This window comes from Legionella resiliens (genome assembly GCF_021344005.1).
GTDB lineage: Bacteria > Pseudomonadota > Gammaproteobacteria > Legionellales > Legionellaceae > Legionella > Legionella resiliens.
The window spans coordinates 145,071-163,539 of the sequence record NZ_JAJTND010000007.1 but is presented as its reverse complement, the minus strand read 5'-3'; the positions used below and the strand labels follow the sequence as shown (position 1 = coordinate 163,539).

Here is an 18,469-nt window from a genome sequence, read left to right as displayed (position 1 = left end):
TTTTCAAAATCTTTATAGGATTTTTATGGATAAAAGCAATTATATCATTGACGTAAGCCACCTTACCAAAAGATTTAATAAAAATTATGCAGTTAAGGATCTTGAACTGAAAGTGGAATATGGTGATATCTTTGGTTTTATTGGTCCAAATGGAGCAGGAAAAACTACCTCGATAAGGATGTTATGCGGTCTTATTACTCCTGATTCAGGGGTAGGGCAATGTGTTGGTTTTGATATTTTAACTGAATCACGTCAGATCAAAACCTTAGTTGGGTATATGTCACAAAATTTTGGCCTATATAAAGATCTTACCGTTTACGAAAATATGCTTTTTTTTGCAGAAATATATGGAGTCATCGATAGAAAAAATCAGATTGAAAAATATTTGCACAAATTTGATTTATACAAGCATAAACATCAAATTGCAGGTACATTATCAGGAGGCTGGAAGCAACGTCTCTCCCTTGCGGTTTCTTTGTTGCACGATCCTTTGTTGTTATTATTGGATGAACCTACAGCAAATATTGATCCTAAAGCCAGGCGTGAATTTTGGGAGCTTATGCATCAGTTATCAAGAGAAGGTATTACCATTTTATTGAGCTCACATAATTTGGATGAAGTGGATAAGTGTGACAAGATTGCATACATGTATTATGGTCGTACTTTGATGTCTGGAACTATTGAAGAAATTTTAAGAACAGTGGACTTGACTACTTGGGCTATAAAGGGAGTCAATTTAGCAATGTTGGCACATCAATTAGAAGCAACAGAGGGAGTGGATCAAGTTTTACGATTCCATAATACTTTGCACGTGAGTGGTAAAAATCGCGAAGAATTATCTCAGGCGATACAACCTTACATTAATAATGAATTTTTTTATGGAAATGAAATTGATTCAACTTTAGAAGATGCATTTGTTTGGCTCGCAACATTTGGTGCACAGAGATTATAAATGATAAAAATGGAACTTTGGCGAGTTTTTTCAGTTGCTAAAAAAGAATTTATTCAAATCAAACGAAATAGTCCAACTTTTTTATTATTGTTCTTAATTCCTGTAATGCAAATACTTTTATTTGGATTCATGATTAATACGAATCCGAAATATTTACCTACTGCGGTGATTTCTTCCGAAGAGAACTCCTTTACGCGTACGTTGCTTGAAGGTCTTAAACACACAGACTATTTTTCCCTGAAATTTATTGCAGCGTCAGAAAAAGCTGCAGACAAGTTATTGCTTAGTGGAAAAGGACTTTTTGTGGTTAATATCCCTCCTAATTTTTCAAGGGATTTAATACGGGGAAAAAAGCCACATGTATTAATTGAAGCAGATGCATCCGATCCAATTTCGATATCAAATGCATTCCGAGCTGCATCTGAACTCCCTTCTAAAGTATTTGAACGCGAGTTGCGTGGCTCTTTAGATTATCTTGTTTCGAAAGGACCACCTTTTGCATTTGATATTCATGCTAAATTTAACCCTGAAGGTATTTCACAATATAATATTGTACCAGGCCTAATTTCTGTGTTAATTTTTACCACCCTTACTCTTCTTACTGCAATGTCAATTACCTCAGAATATGAAATTGGAACCTTTGAAACGCTATTAATCACTCCTCTTAGTGCAACAAATATCATTTTTGGAAAAGTGATTCCCCATTTTATTGCTGGTTATTTTATTTTATTTGTTTTACTCATGATTTCTTCTTTTGTTTTCGCAGTTCCATTTTATGGAAGTATCCCCCTTTATCTATTCATCATGGCATTTTATGCTATTAGCAATCTGTCCTTAGGACTTGTTATCTCAGCATTTGCTAAAACACAATTTCAAGCTGTTGCAGCAATTAGTGGATGCATATTAGTTGCAGTGATGACCTCTGGCTTTTTATTTCCATTTAGTGGAATGCCAATTTGGGCACAATACATCGGTCAAATACTCCCATTGACTCATTTTATTAGAATTACCCGCAATATTATGTTGAAAGGCGCGGATTTTAATATTCTATGGCCCGATGTGTTGCCAATTATTTTATTTACCTTATTTATTGTAATTTTGGGTACTTTGATTTTTAGAAAAACTCTGGATTAAAATGGATAGGGAAGATAGGACTATTACTGAAATAGCTTAAAAATAAATCCCCGCATGCGCGGGGACAAATTGAATCTAGAACAGAAAGAAATTAAATATTAATCTGCTTTTTTAGCGGTTAATTTTTCTTTGATACGTGCTGCGCGGCCAGCCAAATTACGCAGGTAATAAAGTTTAGCGCGACGTACATCACCACGTCTTTTTACAGTAATACTATCAACAATAGGACTGTAAGTTTGGAATACACGCTCAACACCAACGCCGTGTGAAATTTTACGAACAGTGAATGCAGAGTTTAAACCACGATTACGCTTTGCTATAACAATACCTTCAAAAGCCTGCAAACGCTCACGGGTACCTTCGATTACTTTCACTTGAACCAAAACAGTATCACCAGAATTGAATTCAGGAATTTCCTTGCCTTGCATTTGCTCAGCATTCAGTTGGTCAATTATATTAGTCATGGACTACTCCTCAAATTGGTTCATCCTCTAGGAATCACCGTGTTCATACTTAAACTCAGCAAGCAATTGCTTATCTGTTTCACTTAACTGTATTTTTTCAAGTAAATCTGGACGTTTAAGCCAGGTTTTACCCAGAGATTGCTTTCTTCGCCACAGTTCTATATCTCTATGATTACCACCAAGTAAAACAGGTGGTACCTCTAATCCATCAACGGTTGCTGGTCGTGTATAATGAGGACAATCCAGTAAACCATTCATAAATGAATCTTGTTCTGCTGAACCAAGATGTCCTAAGCTACCCGGTATTAAGCGAATAATTGCATCGATAAATACCGTGGCTGCCAGCTCGCCGCCACTTAAAACAAAATCTCCAAGAGACCATTCTTCATCCACATAATGTTGAAGAACACGTTCATCAATTCCTTCATATCGTCCAGAAATGAAAAGCAGGGGCTGTTTGTCATTTACTACTTGATTCAAGTCATTTTGCCGGATTACCTTACCCTGAGGACTTAGATAAATCGTTTTGCAATGACTCGGCATTTGACTACGTGCCTGCATAATAGCCCCTTTTAAGGGCTCATACATCATAACCATTCCTGGACCGCCCCCATAAGGCTTATCATCAACCTGCCTGTAGGGCCTAGAAGACCAATCTCTGGGATTCCAGTAATCAATTTTTACTAATCCCTGCTCAATTGCCCTTCCCGTAATCCCATAATTCAGGGCATTAAGTATTTCAGGTATTAAGCTGATAACTCCAAGATGAAGTACCACTTAAAAATCCATATCCCAATCAACAGTAATTACTTGCTGCTTGGTATCAATATCTAATATAAATTTGCCGGGTAAATAAGGTATTAAATGTCTTTCGCTACCTTCTATCACCAGCACATCATTGGCACCTGTAGGAATTATTTCAATGACTTTTCCAAAAGGTTCACCTTGTTGGTTGATCACATTCATCCCTATGAGTTGGTGCCAGTAATATTCACCAGGTTCTAGATTTTCCAGTTGCCCCTGTTGAACTGCAATTTCTATATTAGTGAGGTTTGCTACGAGTTCACGTTCAGGATAACCTTCAATTTGGGCTATGATGGATTTATTTTGTACTTCGGCATGCAATAATTTGATTGGTTGCCATTTATTGTTAATAAATGCATGCCAATCTGCATACTTTAGAACATTATCACGAGGCTCTGTAAAGGAATGAACCGTAACAAAACCTTTAACACCATGAGGCCGCCCGAAACGGGCAATCACTATCCAGTTTTCCTGATTATTCACGTTATTAAGCAGCTTCGCCTTTTTTATTAAATTCTTTAATTAAAGCACTGACGCGATCGGATAATTGCGCACCCACTTTTTGCCAGTGACTCAATTTTTCTGTATCAATATGCAGCCGTACTTCTTGCCCACGTGCTATAGGGTTAAAATAACCGATGCGCTCAATATAGCTGCCATCGCGACGTTTGCGGCTGTCAGTAACGACCATATGATAAAACGGACGCTTTTTGGCGCCACCTCTTGATAAACGTATAACGACCATTGTTTTCCTCTACTTTAGAGTGGTTACGTAAAAATGCCGTGTATTGTACGAAAATTAATTCAGCATGTGAAGTAATTCTTGCGAATTATTTAAAATCATCGGGTAATATGCCTTTTAACCCAGCCATACCACCAATTCCACGCATCATTTTTTGCATCCCACCGGGTTTGGTAAATTTTTTCATCATTTTTTGCATTTGTTCAAATTGCTTTAATAACTTATTCACGTCTTGTATCTGTGTTCCTGAACCCAAGGCAATACGTTTTTTGCGTGAACCCACAATGAGTTTGGGAATGCGGCGTTCTTTGGGAGTCATGGAATTGATAATCGCAATGGTTTGTGCCATGGCTTTATCACTCACTTGATTCATTGCCTGTTGCGGCATCATTTGGCTGACACCCGGTAGCTTGCTCATCATACCAGCAATACCACCCATATTATTCATTTGCAGTAATTGTTGTTTGAAATCTTCCAGATCAAAACCTTTGCCTTTTTTCAGCTTTTTAGCCAGTTTTTCACTCGCCTGCTTGTCAGCTTTGCGTTCGACCTCTTCAATAAGGGTAAGAATATCACCCATACCAAGAATTCTTGAGGCAATTCGCTCAGGATGAAATGGCTCTAAAGCTTCTATTTTCTCACCGCTACCAATAAATTTTATTGGTTTTCCTGTAATCTGCCTTACAGACAGAGCAGCGCCCCCACGCGCATCACCATCTGTTTTAGTCAGAATGACCCCTGTTAATGGTAACGCTTCATGAAAGGCTTTTGCTGTATTTGCAGCATCTTGTCCAGTCATGCTGTCTACAACAAATAAGGTTTCAATCGGATGCAGTTCCTGATTTAAGCTTTTAATTTCGTTCATCATATCGGTATCGATATGTAAACGACCCGCTGTATCGATCAGCAACACATCCATGTATTGCTTTTTCGCGGTATCAAGTGCTTTTTTTGCAATAGCGAGAGGTTCTTCGTTTGCTTCTGCCGGGAAAAAAGTGACATCTATTTGTTCTGCTAATACTTTAAGCTGTTGGATTGCAGCGGGTCGATAAACGTCGACACTGACTACCATTACTTTTTTATTTTCAGACTCTTTCAAATAACGGGCGAGTTTTGCAGTACTGGTGGTTTTTCCCGAACCTTGTAATCCAGCCATTAGAAATACTGCAGGAGGTTGGGTTTTAAAGTTAAGTTCAGCACGCTCATCGCCCATGATATGGATTAATTCATCATGAACAATTTTAATAAAGGCTTGATCGGGATTTAATTCGGTTAAAACTTCTTGCCCTAAAGCCCTCTGCTTCACCTGGTCTATAAATTCTTTAATGACAGGTAAGGCAACATCTGCTTCCAGCAGTGAAAGCCTGACTTCACGCAAGGCGTGTTGTACGTTATCTTCAGTTAATCGACCCTTCCCTCGTAGATTTTTGAAGGTGCGGGTCAAACGTTCGGTTAAGGTTTCAAACATGATATGTTGCCCGAAAAAAATAGGAACTATAGCACAGAGAAGCTATGATATGAAACTATCCAGCCCATCATCCAATTTGAAGTAGGTTAAGGTTACTATCCTAGCTACAATCTTAAGGATTAAGTCCATAGGTATTAGTATAATGAAGGTTGGCAAAATTTGCTCAAATTAGGCTTTTAAATGATTTTTTCAGTGCGTGAATATTTAATTGGGTAGGCGAGAGCTAACCGGAGATTTTTCTTTTTCAAGCGAAGTCGGTATTTTCTGCAAATAGATAATTTTTTAATTTAGCAGCAAGTTTTTGATGTTGTTCACCTCCCAGCGGAGTAAATGATTTTGTGCATAAAGACAGGAAAAAAGGCAGAGATTTTCTGATTAAATCATGTTATTTTACAGTGCACGCTAAAAGCTTGTGGGTTGGTAAATGAAATTAAGGGACATTTTGTTTAATTATTACCCTATTATTAAGGGTTTCTTAAGCTAATTTCTATATAATTAGGCTTCTGCATGCCCAAAACTGCACTGAAGGAATGCGATGATCGATAAAAAACATTCACTGACACTTTTCAGTTTGACTATGATTACAGTTGGTTCTGTAGATAGCATACGTAATTTGCCTGCTACAGCCTTATTTGGTAGTCAATTAATCTTTTATTTTGTTTTAGGTGCTTTATTTTTTCTAATCCCAACAGCCTTGGTTTCAGCTGAACTGGCTTCAGGATGGGCAAAACAGGGTGGGATTTACATTTGGGTCAAACAGGCATTCGGCAAAAAAATGGGTTTTTTAGCCATTTGGCTACAGTGGATAGAAAATGTAATTTGGTACCCAACGATTTTATCATTTGTCGCAGGAACGATCGGCTATTTAATTAATCCGACATTGACAAGTAATCCTTATTTTCTCTGGGCGATTATCGTGAGTTCGTTTTGGGGAGCTACGATATTAAACTTGCGTGGCATGAAATCTTCAGCCGCATTCAGTAATCTATGTTCTCTTGCAGGTTTGTTGTTACCCATGTCGCTGATTATCGGTCTTGGAGTTGTTTGGGTTACTCAAGGTAATCCTTTGCAAATCCAATTTGATATTCCGAGCATCGTGCCACATTTAAATGATAAATCCATGTGGGTTTCCCTAACTGCAATTATCATGTCATTTTGTGGTATCGAAATTGCTACAGTTCATGCTAATGATGTCGACAACCCGCAGCATACATTTCCTAAAGTCTTAATCTATTCAGTAGGAATTATTTTAAGTACCTTAATTCTGGGATCTTTGGCCATAGCAATTGTTTTACCCGGAAAGGACATTAATTTGGTAGCAGGAATTATGCAAGCATTCGAAGCATTTTTTTCCAGGTATCACTTGTTTTGGATGATGCCTGTAGTTGCGGTAATGCTGGTTTTAGGGGGACTTGGTGGTGTCAGTAACTGGATAATTGCACCGACAAAAGGATTATTGGTTGCTGCGGAAGATGGCAATTTACCTGAATATTTCCAACGCACTAATGCAAAAGGTGCGCCAGTTGTCATGCTTTACACTCAAGCAAGCATTGTTACTGTATTGTCTGGCTTATTCTTGTTTATGCCTAGCGTGAATGGCTCTTATTGGTTATTAACGGCTTTAGCTGCACAATTGTACATGTTAATGTATTTCATTATGTTTGCAGCCGCAATTAAATTGCGATTTGCAGAGCCGCATCATCATCGTCCTTTTCAAATTCCCGGCGGTTTAATCGGTATGTTATTTGTTGCAGGTGTAGGCATTATTGGTGTATGTGCCACCTTGGCAGTGAGTTTTATCCCACCAGAAGGGATTAATGTAGGTAGCCTGTCACGTTATGAGTTGACCTTAATTGGGGGTTTAATTTTAATGTGTGTACCACCGTTTATAAGTACTTGGTCACAAAGAAAAACAGCTGTATTGGAGGTTGCTCTTCCCGATTAAATCATTTGCACCCAAGGCGCGCCAAACAGAGCTTTTCGGTGAATTGTGCCTAAGAGAAAGTCCCGAGTTAAGGGCATTTGAGATAAAGTATGGATATACCCGTAGAAGCATCGAATGAATTACTGAGCCAGTTAATGGAACGATTACCTGAGTTGGAATGGAAAATTAGCGAGCTCGGCTCATTTTTTTCAAGTCACCAGTTACCTAAGGGCTTATTTCGTTTTGATGCAGACGCAAGTGGTTCTGCATGCATTGCAGAAATTAAGGCGGACATTCATGCGTTGTCCAAACAGTCGAACAGGCACAGTGCTTTTTATTTGGCAGAGCGGATCAGACAAAAAATTAATGTCTTAGTCGTTTTATGCCAAATGCATCAAGGCAAAAATAAACCCAAGGAAAAAGTTTATTTTGGCATAAAAATGTTGAGTACCAGACAACAATGGATAAATGATCTTGAAATGGAAATTCATACGCTTTTAGAACAACAGCAGGCAATGACCAAGACCTTGGAACATTTGAAACATAATCATAATTCAAGTGCAATTTTGCATTTAAAAGCAGAATTAGGGGAAGTAGAACGTCGCCTGACCTTAGCAAAAGAAACATTAAATCGTGCTGTTTCTTAATTAATAATCTTTTTCTAAACAACGTAATGCGGTAAATTTAGAACCTGTTTTCATTTCGCTAGGTTGGCAAGATAGTAGAAATGTAAATAGGCCCCGAGAGTTCCTTCTCGGTATTTATTATTAAAAATAATTTAAATTAAACCATTTACTTGTTAACTCATGAATAATAAAAAAGATGAAATATAAATAAGTGGTTTCAAAAAGGAGTTTCTTAATGTCAGATAAATTTTCTCAAGTCACCAAAGATATCAGTACCCAATTAGCGAAAATGCGTAAGGAAATGCCAGAAGTAATGTCTGGATTTTCAGCGTTGGCTCAAGCAGCGACTAAAGATGGTGCATTAGATAAAAAAACCAAGGAATTAATTGCTATGGCTTTGGCCGTTGCGAAACAATGCCCAGGCTGTATCGGATTTCATTCTCAAACCCTAGTTAAATTACAAACAACGCGCGAAGAACTTTTGGAAACCTTAGGTATGGCTATATACATGGGTGGCGGCCCATCTTTAATGTATGCTGCTGAAGCTTTAGAAGCTTTTGAAGAATTTAGCAAATAATTGACGTAATGCCTAAAGTAGCCTGGGGGCGATAATGAAATAAAATCCAGGCTGCTATGCTTTCGTTCCAATTTTCTCACAAGATGCGGCAAATACAGCCATTCGATTAATGCTGATCTGAAGGTCGTCCGAATGCCGCAGAAACATGAGATATTGCATTTTTAGCTTGTTGACAGGGGTAATGTTTACTCGCGCCTAACCAGGCCACCTGTGATACAGTCATGGAATCTTTATCGCTTTGCTGGCTTGATAATTCCTTATAAGTTTGCTGAATCAACTCGCAAAGAGTAAAGGCATTAAGTTGTACCCCTGCTGGCAAACAAAATATAGGGTTACCTTGATTTTTTGCAATTTCATTTGCATGAATCATTGTTTCTGCGATGCTTTCGCACGTTATGGTTAAAACATGACGAGCTGACCGGGCCCATGCCTGAGCTTGGGGATCTGCTTTAATTTCCATCTGTGGAATATTATCAGCAATGCTCATATAGTTTTTTATCGTGTCGGCATGTATCCAATTACAGACAAATAGAAAACTGATTAACAAGATACGCATAATATATCCTTAAAGTCAGGTTATTTAGAATGGATCCCATACAAAATGCTTCGCATTTTTACGGGATAACGTTCGTTTAGCAAAATAAAACTTTTTATTTTGAACTTACGTTAATTAAATGCCATGTGGCTTAATTAAACCCAGTTTAAAAGCAATTAATAAAAATATAAATAAACTCACCGAAATAGTTATTCTTATAGTTAACGCTTTAACAGTGCGTTTGGAATTACCTGAGTCTCGAATAAGAAAAAAAAGACCGCTTGCTAGAGAGCCGGCGATGATAATCATGACGCAGATGATGATAATTTTAGTGATCATTTGTTATACTCCCGAAATTGCTGTCTTATCATGACTAACATTTGAACAATTAATATGATGCCTAGTTTAACCTGTTTTAAATTTCGTTTCACCCCAAGCTGGTCGATGTTGATTCTTGCCCTCTTATTTTTTTCTTTATTTGTACGCCTTGGTTTTTGGCAAATTCATCGTGCTGATGAAAAAACAAAAATGATTGTTGCACAAAAGACACAAGAGAAGCAAAAACCGGTTCCCTGGACTGCAAAGGAAAAATTGCCTTTGCAATATGAACGTATAGTAATCAAAGGCCGGTATTTATCTCAGGTTTTTTTACTGGATAACCAGCATCATAATCATCAATTTGGTTACGATGTGTTATCACCTTTGGAATTATCTGATGGCTCTATCATTATTATAGATAGAGGTTGGGTTCCAGGCGAATTGACACGTCGCGTTCTCCCAAACATTCAGTCTCCCAAAGGAATGATAAATTTGCAGGGCTCGGCATACTTTCCCAGTAAAAATCAATGGGTTTTGGGCCCTGCTTTGGAAGAAAAAGAGAATAAAATAATTATTTTGGAGCGTGTGGATGATCAATTGATAAGTCAAATTTTGCAAAAATCAGTCTCTCCGTTTATTATTCGCCTCGACAGGCATGATGCAAATGGATTTGTGCGGGAGTGGGAGACGGTATCCATGCCGCCACAGCGCCATTTAGCTTATGCTTTACAATGGTTTGTGATGGCATTGGTGATACTAATTATATTTGTGGGATTAAATCTGAAGAAAGAAAATGAGAAAACAAGTTAGTAAATATTATATTTTATTGTTGTTGGTTATAATATTTGTCGCTCCTGGAGTAGCTGCATATCTATTTTACCAGCATCCTTCCTGGCTGGGATCCTCACGGGTCAATAAAGGGGATTTACTGAATCCCCCAGTAAAGTTGAGTGTTCTGGACGAAAAGCGCAAATGGCGTATCATTTTTTGGAGTCCAGCAGCTTGCGACCAGATATGCATGAAACAGTTGGATGTTCTAGCCCGAATTCGCCTGGCATTAGGGCGTAAATTGTACCAGGTAGATCAGTGGCTTCTTATCAGCGATAAATCACCTTCTTTATCGCAAGAACAAAAAGCCTTTTTAAAGGAAGTTGATTTTAAAGTGGCGAAATTATCTGCAGCTGACTTGATTACTAAAGATGCTTTATTGTCTAAAGCAAAAGTGTTTATTGCTGATCCAGGTAATTATTTAATTCTCAGCTATGCATCTCAAGCTAATCCTGAGGATGTATATAAAGATTTAAAGTTGTTGCTCAATGCAACGGAAAACAAGAGTGATTAGTCTGATGCAGAATAAGTTATTACGATATGCCGTAACATTTGCTGTGCTTTTATCCTTATTAGTTGTCATGCTGGGCGCATATACACGCTTGACTGATGCAGGTTTGGGTTGTCCTGATTGGCCTGGTTGTTATGGCCAGATGGTCCTTCCCAGTGCCAAGGAAAAATTGCAGGCGGCACAAACTCAATACCCCCAAATTCCTATTGAGTCTAGAAAAGCATGGACAGAAATGGTTCATCGTTATGCCGCAGGTTCTTTGGCATTGTTAATCTTCTTTATCTGTTTTTATGTGGTACGTAAGCGTATACAGGGTAATGATTTGCCTTGGCATTTACCTGCAGCATTAATCATACTGGTCCTGTTTCAAGCTGCTTTGGGTATGTGGACAGTAACCTTGAAACTGTTGCCTGTGGTAGTTATGGGCCATCTTTTAGGTGGGATGCTTATCGTTGCATGTTTAAGCCGTTTTCGCTTACAAATCAGTTCGCTAAAGGGGAAAGACTTAGCACAATGGCGTTTTTGGCTACGTCTTGGAGCGATTATCGTTTTTCTACAAATTGCTTTAGGTGGTTGGGTAAGCTCAAATTATGCAGGGATTTCATGTATTGGTTTCCCTATGTGTAATGGGGTATGGATACCGGATTTGCATTTTGCGCAAGGATTTAATTTATTTTCACCCGTAGGAGCTAATTATCAAGGGGGTTTACTTGATCATGAGGTCCGAGTAACAATTCAATTCATTCACCGATTGGGAGCAATAATCACCGCAGCTTATATACTTGTGCTCGCGTTATGGATCTTAGTAAGAAGCGATTTTAATTATCTTAAAACAGCAGCCGTAGTGATGTTGTTACTTGTGTTGGTTCAATTTACTTTAGGTATCTTGAATGTGATTTATTTACTCCCAATTGGTGTTGCTGTAGCTCATAATGGGGGCGCAGCACTATTATTAGCAACACTATTTAGTACACTGCATTTTACGCGTAAGGGGCAAAATGATGCGCGCTGATCATGTAGTTCAATCCTCGTCAACTGCTTGGCGTGATTATCTTGAGTTATGTAAGCCGCGAGTAGTATTACTCATGTTATTGACGGTAATTGTCGGCATGTATTTGGCGACGCCGGGATGGGTTAGTCTGCCTTTATTGCTTTTTTCATTACTCGGAATTGGATTATGCGCAGGAAGCGCTGCTGCAATTAATCATTTGGTGGATAAACGAATCGATGCCATTATGGCGAGAACCAAAAAAAGACCTGTTGCCAGTGGTCAAGTTTCAGTAGGTCAAGCTTTATTGTTTGCTTTAATCATAGGAACTCTGGGGCTGACTGTTTTAGTTGTTTTTGTTAATCAATTAACTGCAGTATTGACTTTTGTTACATTGATTGGCTATGCAGGTATTTATACAGGCTATTTAAAAAGGGCTACTTCACAAAACATAGTCATAGGCGGATTAGCCGGTGCTGCGCCACCATTGCTTGGTTGGACCGCAGTGACAAATCAACTGGATCCTCAAGCTTTATTGCTGGTGTTAATTATTTTTATTTGGACACCCCCTCATTTTTGGGCCTTGGCTATTTATCGTTATGAAGAGTATCAACATGCACAAATTCCTATGTTGCCTGTAACCCATGGCATCGCATTTACTAAATTGAATGTTTATTTATATACCATTTTATTACTGGTAGTCAGCCTATTGCCCTTTGTTATTGGTATGAGTGGTTTATTTTATTTACTTGGTGCGTTAGTGCTTGGTTCGCGATTTTTGTTTTGGTCGCATAAACTCTATCGGACAGATAAACCTGTGGTAGCAATGCAAACATTCAGATTTTCAATAGTGTATTTAATGTTATTGTTTGTTTTTTTATTGATTGATCATTATTTATAGGAATAGTTACTGAAAATAAGCTCTAAAACAATATGAATCGATATTCTTATGAAAATCGATTTTTGAGAGTTGTTTCATACGTTCCTCTAAGGAGATAAAATGAGTTTGAAGGCTAAAAGCGTTACGTTTACAGTAGTTGTTCTGCTGGCCCTTGCAGGATTATTTTCGGGAATTTTTGTGGGCCAACATGTCCATTTTAAGAAAAAAATCGATGTGTCGACTTTTCATGGTACCTACCTTGAAAATCCGCGGCCAGTTAATCGATTCAGTTTGACAGGAATTGATGCGAAATCATTTGATAATAACAGCTTAAAAGGAAAATGGACTGTAATGTTTTTTGGCTTTACAAACTGTGGTTATGTTTGCCCAACTACGATGGCAGAATTAACAAAAATGTATCATCTTCTTGAAGATAAGGGTGTAAAGAATTTACCACGCATTGTGATGATATCAATCGATCCTGAACGTGATCACCAGGAAAAATTAGCTAGTTATGTAACTTCTTTCCATCCTGATTTTTACGGAGCACGAGGAGATGAAGAATCTATTAAATCGATGACTCGGGAAATGGGTATTGCTTATGCTAAAGTCATTGAGAATGGAAATGATTCAACAAATTATGATATTCAGCATAGTGGAGCTTTAATGCTATTTAACCCTCAAGGAAAACTTAATGCATTTTTTACTACGCCGCATCATGCTGATTTATTAGCCAAGGATTACCTGTTATTGGTTTCTTGATATAGAGGATTTTTTTATAAACATATTTTCGTTTTTCCAATGTGAATTTCCATTTTTTAGACTAGGCTTTATTTATATGAACCAGTTGTAAATAAGGTTTTTAGTAGCCCAGGAATTTCTAATAATAAAAATAAAAAAAGTTGAGGAATGCGTTTTTCATGAAAATTGCAATATTGGCCACCAACCCACATTTGTACTCCCATAAGCGTCTGAAGGAAGAGGGAGAAGCTGCTGGCCATGAAATTAAAATTATTAATCCTTTATATTGTTATATGAATGTCGCTGCCTCCTGTCCTAAGGTGCATTATCGGGGCGGGTCTCCTTTGCCGCATTTTGATGCAGTAATTCCAAGGATTGGAGCATCGAATACTTATTATGGAACTGCAGTGTTGCGTCATATGGAAACGATGGGCATGTATCCTTTAAATGAATCTTTAGCGATTGCACGCTCTCGAGATAAATTTCGTTCCTTACAGTTATTAGCACGCAAAGGTATTCCTATGCCATTAACTAGCTTTGCTCAATCACCTGATGACACCGAGGATTTAGTTCGCATGGTTGGCGGGGCCCCCTTAGTGATTAAGTTATTGGAAGGCACACAAGGCAAAGGCGTAATCCTGGCAGACAGTCATCAATCCGCGGTGAGTATCATTAATGCGTTTAAAGAAATGCATGCCAACATTCTGGTGCAGGAATTTATTGAAGAATCAAAGGGTGTCGATATTCGTTGTTTTGTTGTAGGGGAGAAAGTAGTTGCGGCTGTAAAACGCCAAGCAAAAGATGGAGAGTTTCGTGCGAATGTACATCAAGGCGGAAAAGCCCTCAAAGTAAAACTATCGCCACAAGAGCGCTCAATTGCAGTCAGCGCCGCTAAAACGATGGGCTTAAAAGTTGCCGGTGTGGATTTAATTCGCTCGAATCATGGGCCTTTGGTTTTGGAAATTAATTCGTCCCCTGGTCTTGAAGGCGTAGAAAAGGCTACTGGAATTAATATTGCTGGAAAAATTATTGAATATATTGAGAAGCATGCAAAACCGATTAGTGCTAATGATCGGTTCCATGGTTAACGGTAAATGCCATGAGATTCTCATGTGCCCGGTTATTTACAACTGAATCTTCTACGCATCCCTGAAACCCAGTCCAACTCTGCTCCGATGTCCCGCGGCTTGGCCGGGGGTCCAGAGGATGGTGCTAAAAACACTGGTCCCAAGCCGCAGGGCCTAGGCTGAATGGGACCAAGAGACAGTGGCAAAAGAGCCAACTGGATTATAATTGATTAGGCGATAGAACCGTTGCGCTTAACATTGGCAAGGGTATTTACTTTAATTCTGCGTTCAACTCGTTTACCTCGCCAAACCACTACGAATGCAATAAGGGAAGAGATGAATAAAAAAGCCATCACCCCAATAAAACCATTCATGAATATTTTATTAAACAATTGATGAATTACATCATTTTCAGGAAGTTGTAGCGAATGCGTAGGATTTGCGATGAAATCCTTTAAACTGGAAATCTGTGATTCGTTTAATTCATTAGTTTTCGTTAAAACATTATTCGTTACATAATTATAAATAACAATTGCAAGTGTTAAGCCTATAGACCCCCCGATGTTAAACAAAGTGACCATAGAGCCTGTTGCCACGCTTGCACGTTCAGGACCTACAGCGGTTTGTGCTGCAATGACTGAAACAGTGTTGCCCAGTGCCCACATGCTACCAAGACAAATAAATGCAAAAATAACATAAAATAGTGAGATAGTACTGGTAAAGAACACCTGTAATAGTGTAGCACAACATGCCAAAAACAATCCTAATAATATGGTATGTAATAATCCCAGACGACTAATAAGTTTTCCTACAAAAAATGCTATTAAAAAAACAGAGACAGGAATAGCGAATAAAATAAATCCGGATAATTCTGCAGATTGATTTTTTATGATTTGTAAATATTGGGGATCAAAAAACAAAGTAACAGAGCTTAACACTCCCGCTAAAAAGCAGAGAATAGCTCCTGCCGAAAAGAGCAAGTTGGAATAAACTTTAAAATCAATAAGGGGATTAGGGTGATTCTCTTCAGCTTTAATTAATAAGATACCTGTAATAATGGCTACTGCAAAACAGATTAAAGTAAGGGATGCAGTCCAACCATAGGTTTGGCTATAAATTAAACCAAGGACTATGCCACTCATAGTAAATGCAAGTAAGAACATGCCTTTTATATCTAAAGCAAGTTGATGAGCATTTGTTTGCGATTCTGAAACCGATTTGAAACAAAATAAGTACCCTAATAAACAGATAGGGATATTAATGAAAAAAATCCATCTCCATCCTAAATAAGTGACAATAAGTCCACCTAAAAGAGGGCCTAAAGCCAAAGCAATACCCCCTATACTACCAAACCATGCTACGGCTTTACCTCGTTCTTCTTCAGGAAAAAACTGTGGTAGCAATGAAAGGCCTAGAGGGAAGATGATTGCAGCTCCGACTCCTTGGAGTAGTCGACCCAAAATTAACCAATGGATATCGGAAGAAAGACCAGCGATAATCGACGCAATAACAAAAATTGCGCTACCAAGATATAAACAACGCCGGCGGCCATATAAATCACCAAAGCCTCCCATAACTGTCGCTAAAACGCATAATGCGAGAAAGTAAATATTCATTACCCATTGCATTGAGACAAGGTTTGCTTGGAGTTCCTGTTGTATGGTGGGTAAGGCAACATTAACGACTGTATAATCGAGATAACACCCAAAAGAGAGCAAGGCGATTCCAATAAAAGCATACCATTTATATTGATAACTATTGACTTTAGACACGTTTCATCCTAGTGATTATGTTTTAAAAAAATCTAGAAAAGGTAAATTTTAACCAAATTATGCGGAAAAATTGTAAAGTAATATCTATTTTAAAACAAGGAATAAAATTTTTGGTGTTACAAAAGCTCGCATTATCCTCCTTTTGTATGCGACGTCTTTTGTCTCTATGTGCTTTATATTTGGGTTTATCGTTTATGATTTTTATCATCAACCAATTTAATTGAATTGAAAAATATCAAAATGATCGTTTAATGTTTTATGAAAAAGAAAGGCGAACACTTCAGGATTGATAATGAATCCTGAAGTGTCTCCAAATTAAAAAGAAGAAATGCTTTTAGGATGTTGGACATGCTCCAGTACCTTCTTTATCTTGGTCCGTCGCTTCCTCAACTGAATCCTTATTTATAACTTCGTTATATTTATTTTTAAAGTTCGAAGAAGTATCTGAAAGACTTACATAATATATTGGGGTGTTCTCAATAGCATAAGTAGCCTTATCCAGCGCAGCTCTAAACTCATTTAATGCTCTGTCTGTTTTTTTTGTAAAAACGCGTGACCAGTTATCTCCAAGCTGTTCTTTTATTATCAGAACTCGATTATCAACATCACGTTGCATTTTCTGTATTTCATCGTAACTTCCTAAACTCTCTGCTGGAAACTGAGCAAGTGTTTCTAATAAATCAAGTCGTGCTTGCAGATAATGAAGGCGTTCTTCATCAGGCGGTTCTTGTTTTATTGTTTTCTCTATTTTTTTATGACATGCCCCAATTCTTTCTAGAACTATATTTTTTGCTATAGCAAAGTCTAGGTGGGCGGAGGTTGCAATTTGAGTTTTGGAATTTAATTTACAGTAGTCAATCAGATCAGGTTTGTGTTGTAATTGTTCCCATTGTTTATAAAGGTTCTCAGGGAATAGACGTGCACCCTCGTCATCTTGGGTTGCAGCAACCCAGTTTCCTGGTTGTGCAGAATCGGGCTTTAACAGAATCAAGTCATTAGTTATTATCATGTGCAATTTGTCTTTACTATGCGCCATAAACCAAGCTTCTGCAGCTTTTGATCCACTTTCGCCGAAGGAAAATCCAAATTGGTTATACTCTTTGGACTCTGATAGCCCTGTTTTATTCAAATCGAAGTCTTGCAGATCAAAGTCCTTTGTTTTCCAGGCTCTCCTGGAACCCATAAAGGCAACAACTTTTCGAAAATTATCCGGATCATGGCCTTCTACACGTGTAAAAATCTGTTTTGTATTATCCAACATATCAATTTTTTTCATTAAACTTTGAATGTTGCTCCGCGGATCTCTCCATTTGGAAAATGTCTCTGGAATAACCACCCCTAAGTCAGGGGTTAGAAAAGCCGCTTTTCGCATCCTTTTTTTAACTTTGTCTAAAATTTTACATTGATCATGTAAATCTTTTATTCCGGTAAATCCCTGATTATTCGCTAATTGAATTGCGAGCTTGCGCATTTGAGACACTTCACGAATAATTCCTCCATCAGCAGCCATAACATAATTTCCGCTTAGATCAGAACTCACTGATAAAAGTTGATTCGCTTTTTCCACTGCTGCTTTAGCAGCATATGATTTTCCACTTCCTGAAGGGCCTGCGACGATCACTACAGGACGCTCTTGCCATTTAGGACCCTCAAAATGCGACGTTGATTGTATTACTACTGCCTCTCTGAATTCTTTGCTATACATTTCTTCTTCTAAAGCCAGCTGAAATAATTCAAGTCCTTGTACGCCAAGAAATTTTGACATACTTATGGTTGCTTCTTCCGGATGAGTTGTCCTTGTCTCAGGGTCTCCGTCGTATTCAGGAAAGGAATACATCTGAATATATTCTATGAATTTTTTTCTAAAAAATTGAGGATCAGTAGACTCTAAAAAACTGTCTTCTTCAAAACTGTCTTCTTCAAAACTGTCTTCTTTCTTATAGGTTGATTTATAGTCGTGAACTTGTTGCATATGCCCGTTGTCATAATCACTTATCCCTTTATATAATTCGTGTTCCCCCTCTAAGCCAATACAAAATGGTCCTTGGGACGTGTATTTTCCGATTTGTTTCTGTAATGAAGTTACAGTTGAGGAATCTATTATTGCTTGCATAATTCAATATCCCATAATTACTCTA

At 38.0% G+C, this 18,469-nt stretch carries 20 protein-coding genes; 11 read left to right on the top strand and 9 right to left on the bottom strand.

The window, feature by feature from the left end:
- Window positions 1–25 precede the first annotated feature (25 nt).
- On the top strand, window positions 26–952 hold the full coding sequence (locus LXO92_RS16555; protein WP_182350630.1) for an ABC transporter ATP-binding protein: 927 nt from the start codon (window positions 26–28) through the stop codon (window positions 950–952).
- On the top strand, window positions 953–2,086 hold the full coding sequence (locus LXO92_RS16550; RefSeq protein ID WP_182350629.1) for an ABC transporter permease: 1,134 nt from the start codon (window positions 953–955) through the stop codon (window positions 2,084–2,086).
- Between the two features lie 98 nt (window positions 2,087–2,184).
- Here LXO92_RS16550 and rplS read toward each other — a convergent pair whose 3' ends face one another.
- The 5 genes from rplS to ffh form a co-directional block, all read right to left on the bottom strand.
- Window positions 2,185–2,550 (bottom strand): 50S ribosomal protein L19, encoded by a 366-nt coding sequence (rplS, locus tag LXO92_RS16545; protein WP_182350628.1) that lies wholly within the window; start codon window positions 2,548–2,550, stop codon window positions 2,185–2,187.
- A 27-nt stretch (window positions 2,551–2,577) separates the two neighbouring features.
- Complete coding sequence (gene trmD, locus LXO92_RS16540) at window positions 2,578–3,327, bottom strand: tRNA (guanosine(37)-N1)-methyltransferase TrmD (RefSeq protein ID WP_182350627.1); 750 nt, start codon at window positions 3,325–3,327, stop codon at window positions 2,578–2,580.
- On the bottom strand, window positions 3,328–3,837 hold the full coding sequence (gene rimM / locus LXO92_RS16535; RefSeq protein WP_182350626.1) for a ribosome maturation factor RimM: 510 nt from the start codon (window positions 3,835–3,837) through the stop codon (window positions 3,328–3,330). It abuts the gene before it with no gap.
- A 4-nt stretch (window positions 3,838–3,841) separates the two neighbouring features.
- Window positions 3,842–4,099: a 30S ribosomal protein S16 gene (gene rpsP, locus LXO92_RS16530; RefSeq protein ID WP_058458735.1), complete on the bottom strand. Its 258-nt coding sequence runs from the start codon at window positions 4,097–4,099 to the stop codon at window positions 3,842–3,844.
- Window positions 4,100–4,184: 85 nt separating this feature from the next.
- The gene (gene ffh / locus LXO92_RS16525) at window positions 4,185–5,564 is read right to left on the bottom strand and encodes a signal recognition particle protein (protein ID WP_182350625.1); all 1,380 of its coding nucleotides are present in this window, start codon (window positions 5,562–5,564) and stop codon (window positions 4,185–4,187) included.
- Between the two features lie 535 nt (window positions 5,565–6,099).
- Here ffh and LXO92_RS16520 point away from each other — a divergent pair.
- The 3 genes from LXO92_RS16520 to LXO92_RS16510 all read left to right on the top strand — a co-directional run bounded on the left by LXO92_RS16520 (window position 6,100) and on the right by LXO92_RS16510 (window position 8,691).
- Window positions 6,100–7,509, top strand: coding sequence for an APC family permease (locus tag LXO92_RS16520; RefSeq protein WP_182350624.1), 1,410 nt, complete (start codon window positions 6,100–6,102; stop codon window positions 7,507–7,509).
- Window positions 7,510–7,598: 89 nt separating this feature from the next.
- Window positions 7,599–8,135 carry a hypothetical protein gene (locus LXO92_RS16515; protein WP_182350623.1) on the top strand — a complete coding sequence of 179 codons (537 nt, stop codon included), beginning with the start codon at window positions 7,599–7,601 and terminating at the stop codon, window positions 8,133–8,135.
- Between the two features lie 214 nt (window positions 8,136–8,349).
- A complete protein-coding gene (locus LXO92_RS16510; RefSeq protein WP_182350622.1) occupies window positions 8,350–8,691 on the top strand; it encodes a carboxymuconolactone decarboxylase family protein in 342 nt (113 codons plus the stop codon).
- 106 nt (window positions 8,692–8,797) lie between these two features.
- Here the strand turns inward: LXO92_RS16510 and LXO92_RS16505 are convergent, their stop codons facing one another.
- Together LXO92_RS16505 and LXO92_RS16500 are read right to left on the bottom strand one after the other, a co-directional pair.
- Entirely contained in the window at window positions 8,798–9,247 is a 450-nt protein-coding gene (locus tag LXO92_RS16505) for a phosphatase (protein ID WP_182350621.1), read from the bottom strand.
- A 114-nt stretch (window positions 9,248–9,361) separates the two neighbouring features.
- A complete protein-coding gene (locus LXO92_RS16500) occupies window positions 9,362–9,565 on the bottom strand; it encodes a twin transmembrane helix small protein (RefSeq protein ID WP_019233451.1) in 204 nt (67 codons plus the stop codon).
- A 57-nt stretch (window positions 9,566–9,622) separates the two neighbouring features.
- On the opposite strand from LXO92_RS16500, the gene LXO92_RS16495 reads away from it, so the two are divergent.
- The 6 genes from LXO92_RS16495 (at window position 9,623) to rimK (ending at window position 14,580) form a co-directional block, all read left to right on the top strand.
- Window positions 9,623–10,354 (top strand): SURF1 family protein, encoded by a 732-nt coding sequence (locus tag LXO92_RS16495; RefSeq protein WP_232891337.1) that lies wholly within the window; start codon window positions 9,623–9,625, stop codon window positions 10,352–10,354.
- A complete protein-coding gene (locus tag LXO92_RS16490; protein WP_232891325.1) occupies window positions 10,338–10,886 on the top strand; it encodes a hypothetical protein in 549 nt (182 codons plus the stop codon). The genes LXO92_RS16495 and LXO92_RS16490 overlap by 17 nt, the downstream gene beginning before the upstream one ends.
- 4 nt (window positions 10,887–10,890) lie before the next feature.
- Window positions 10,891–11,895: a COX15/CtaA family protein gene (locus LXO92_RS16485; RefSeq protein WP_182352880.1), complete on the top strand. Its 1,005-nt coding sequence runs from the start codon at window positions 10,891–10,893 to the stop codon at window positions 11,893–11,895.
- Window positions 11,885–12,772: a heme o synthase gene (gene cyoE / locus LXO92_RS16480; RefSeq protein ID WP_182352879.1), complete on the top strand. Its 888-nt coding sequence runs from the start codon at window positions 11,885–11,887 to the stop codon at window positions 12,770–12,772. The genes LXO92_RS16485 and cyoE overlap by 11 nt, the downstream gene beginning before the upstream one ends.
- Window positions 12,773–12,871: 99 nt before the next feature.
- Window positions 12,872–13,513, top strand: coding sequence for an SCO family protein (locus LXO92_RS16475; protein WP_182350619.1), 642 nt, complete (start codon window positions 12,872–12,874; stop codon window positions 13,511–13,513).
- A 158-nt stretch (window positions 13,514–13,671) separates the two neighbouring features.
- Window positions 13,672–14,580: a 30S ribosomal protein S6--L-glutamate ligase gene (gene rimK, locus LXO92_RS16470; RefSeq protein WP_182350618.1), complete on the top strand. Its 909-nt coding sequence runs from the start codon at window positions 13,672–13,674 to the stop codon at window positions 14,578–14,580.
- A 209-nt stretch (window positions 14,581–14,789) separates the two neighbouring features.
- Here the strand turns inward: rimK and LXO92_RS16465 are convergent, their stop codons facing one another.
- Together LXO92_RS16465 and LXO92_RS16460 are read right to left on the bottom strand one after the other, a co-directional pair.
- A complete protein-coding gene (locus tag LXO92_RS16465) occupies window positions 14,790–16,331 on the bottom strand; it encodes an MFS transporter (RefSeq protein WP_182350617.1) in 1,542 nt (513 codons plus the stop codon).
- Between the two features lie 334 nt (window positions 16,332–16,665).
- Entirely contained in the window at window positions 16,666–18,444 is a 1,779-nt protein-coding gene (locus LXO92_RS16460) for a hypothetical protein (RefSeq protein ID WP_232891324.1), read from the bottom strand.
- Window positions 18,445–18,469: the final 25 nt, after the last annotated feature.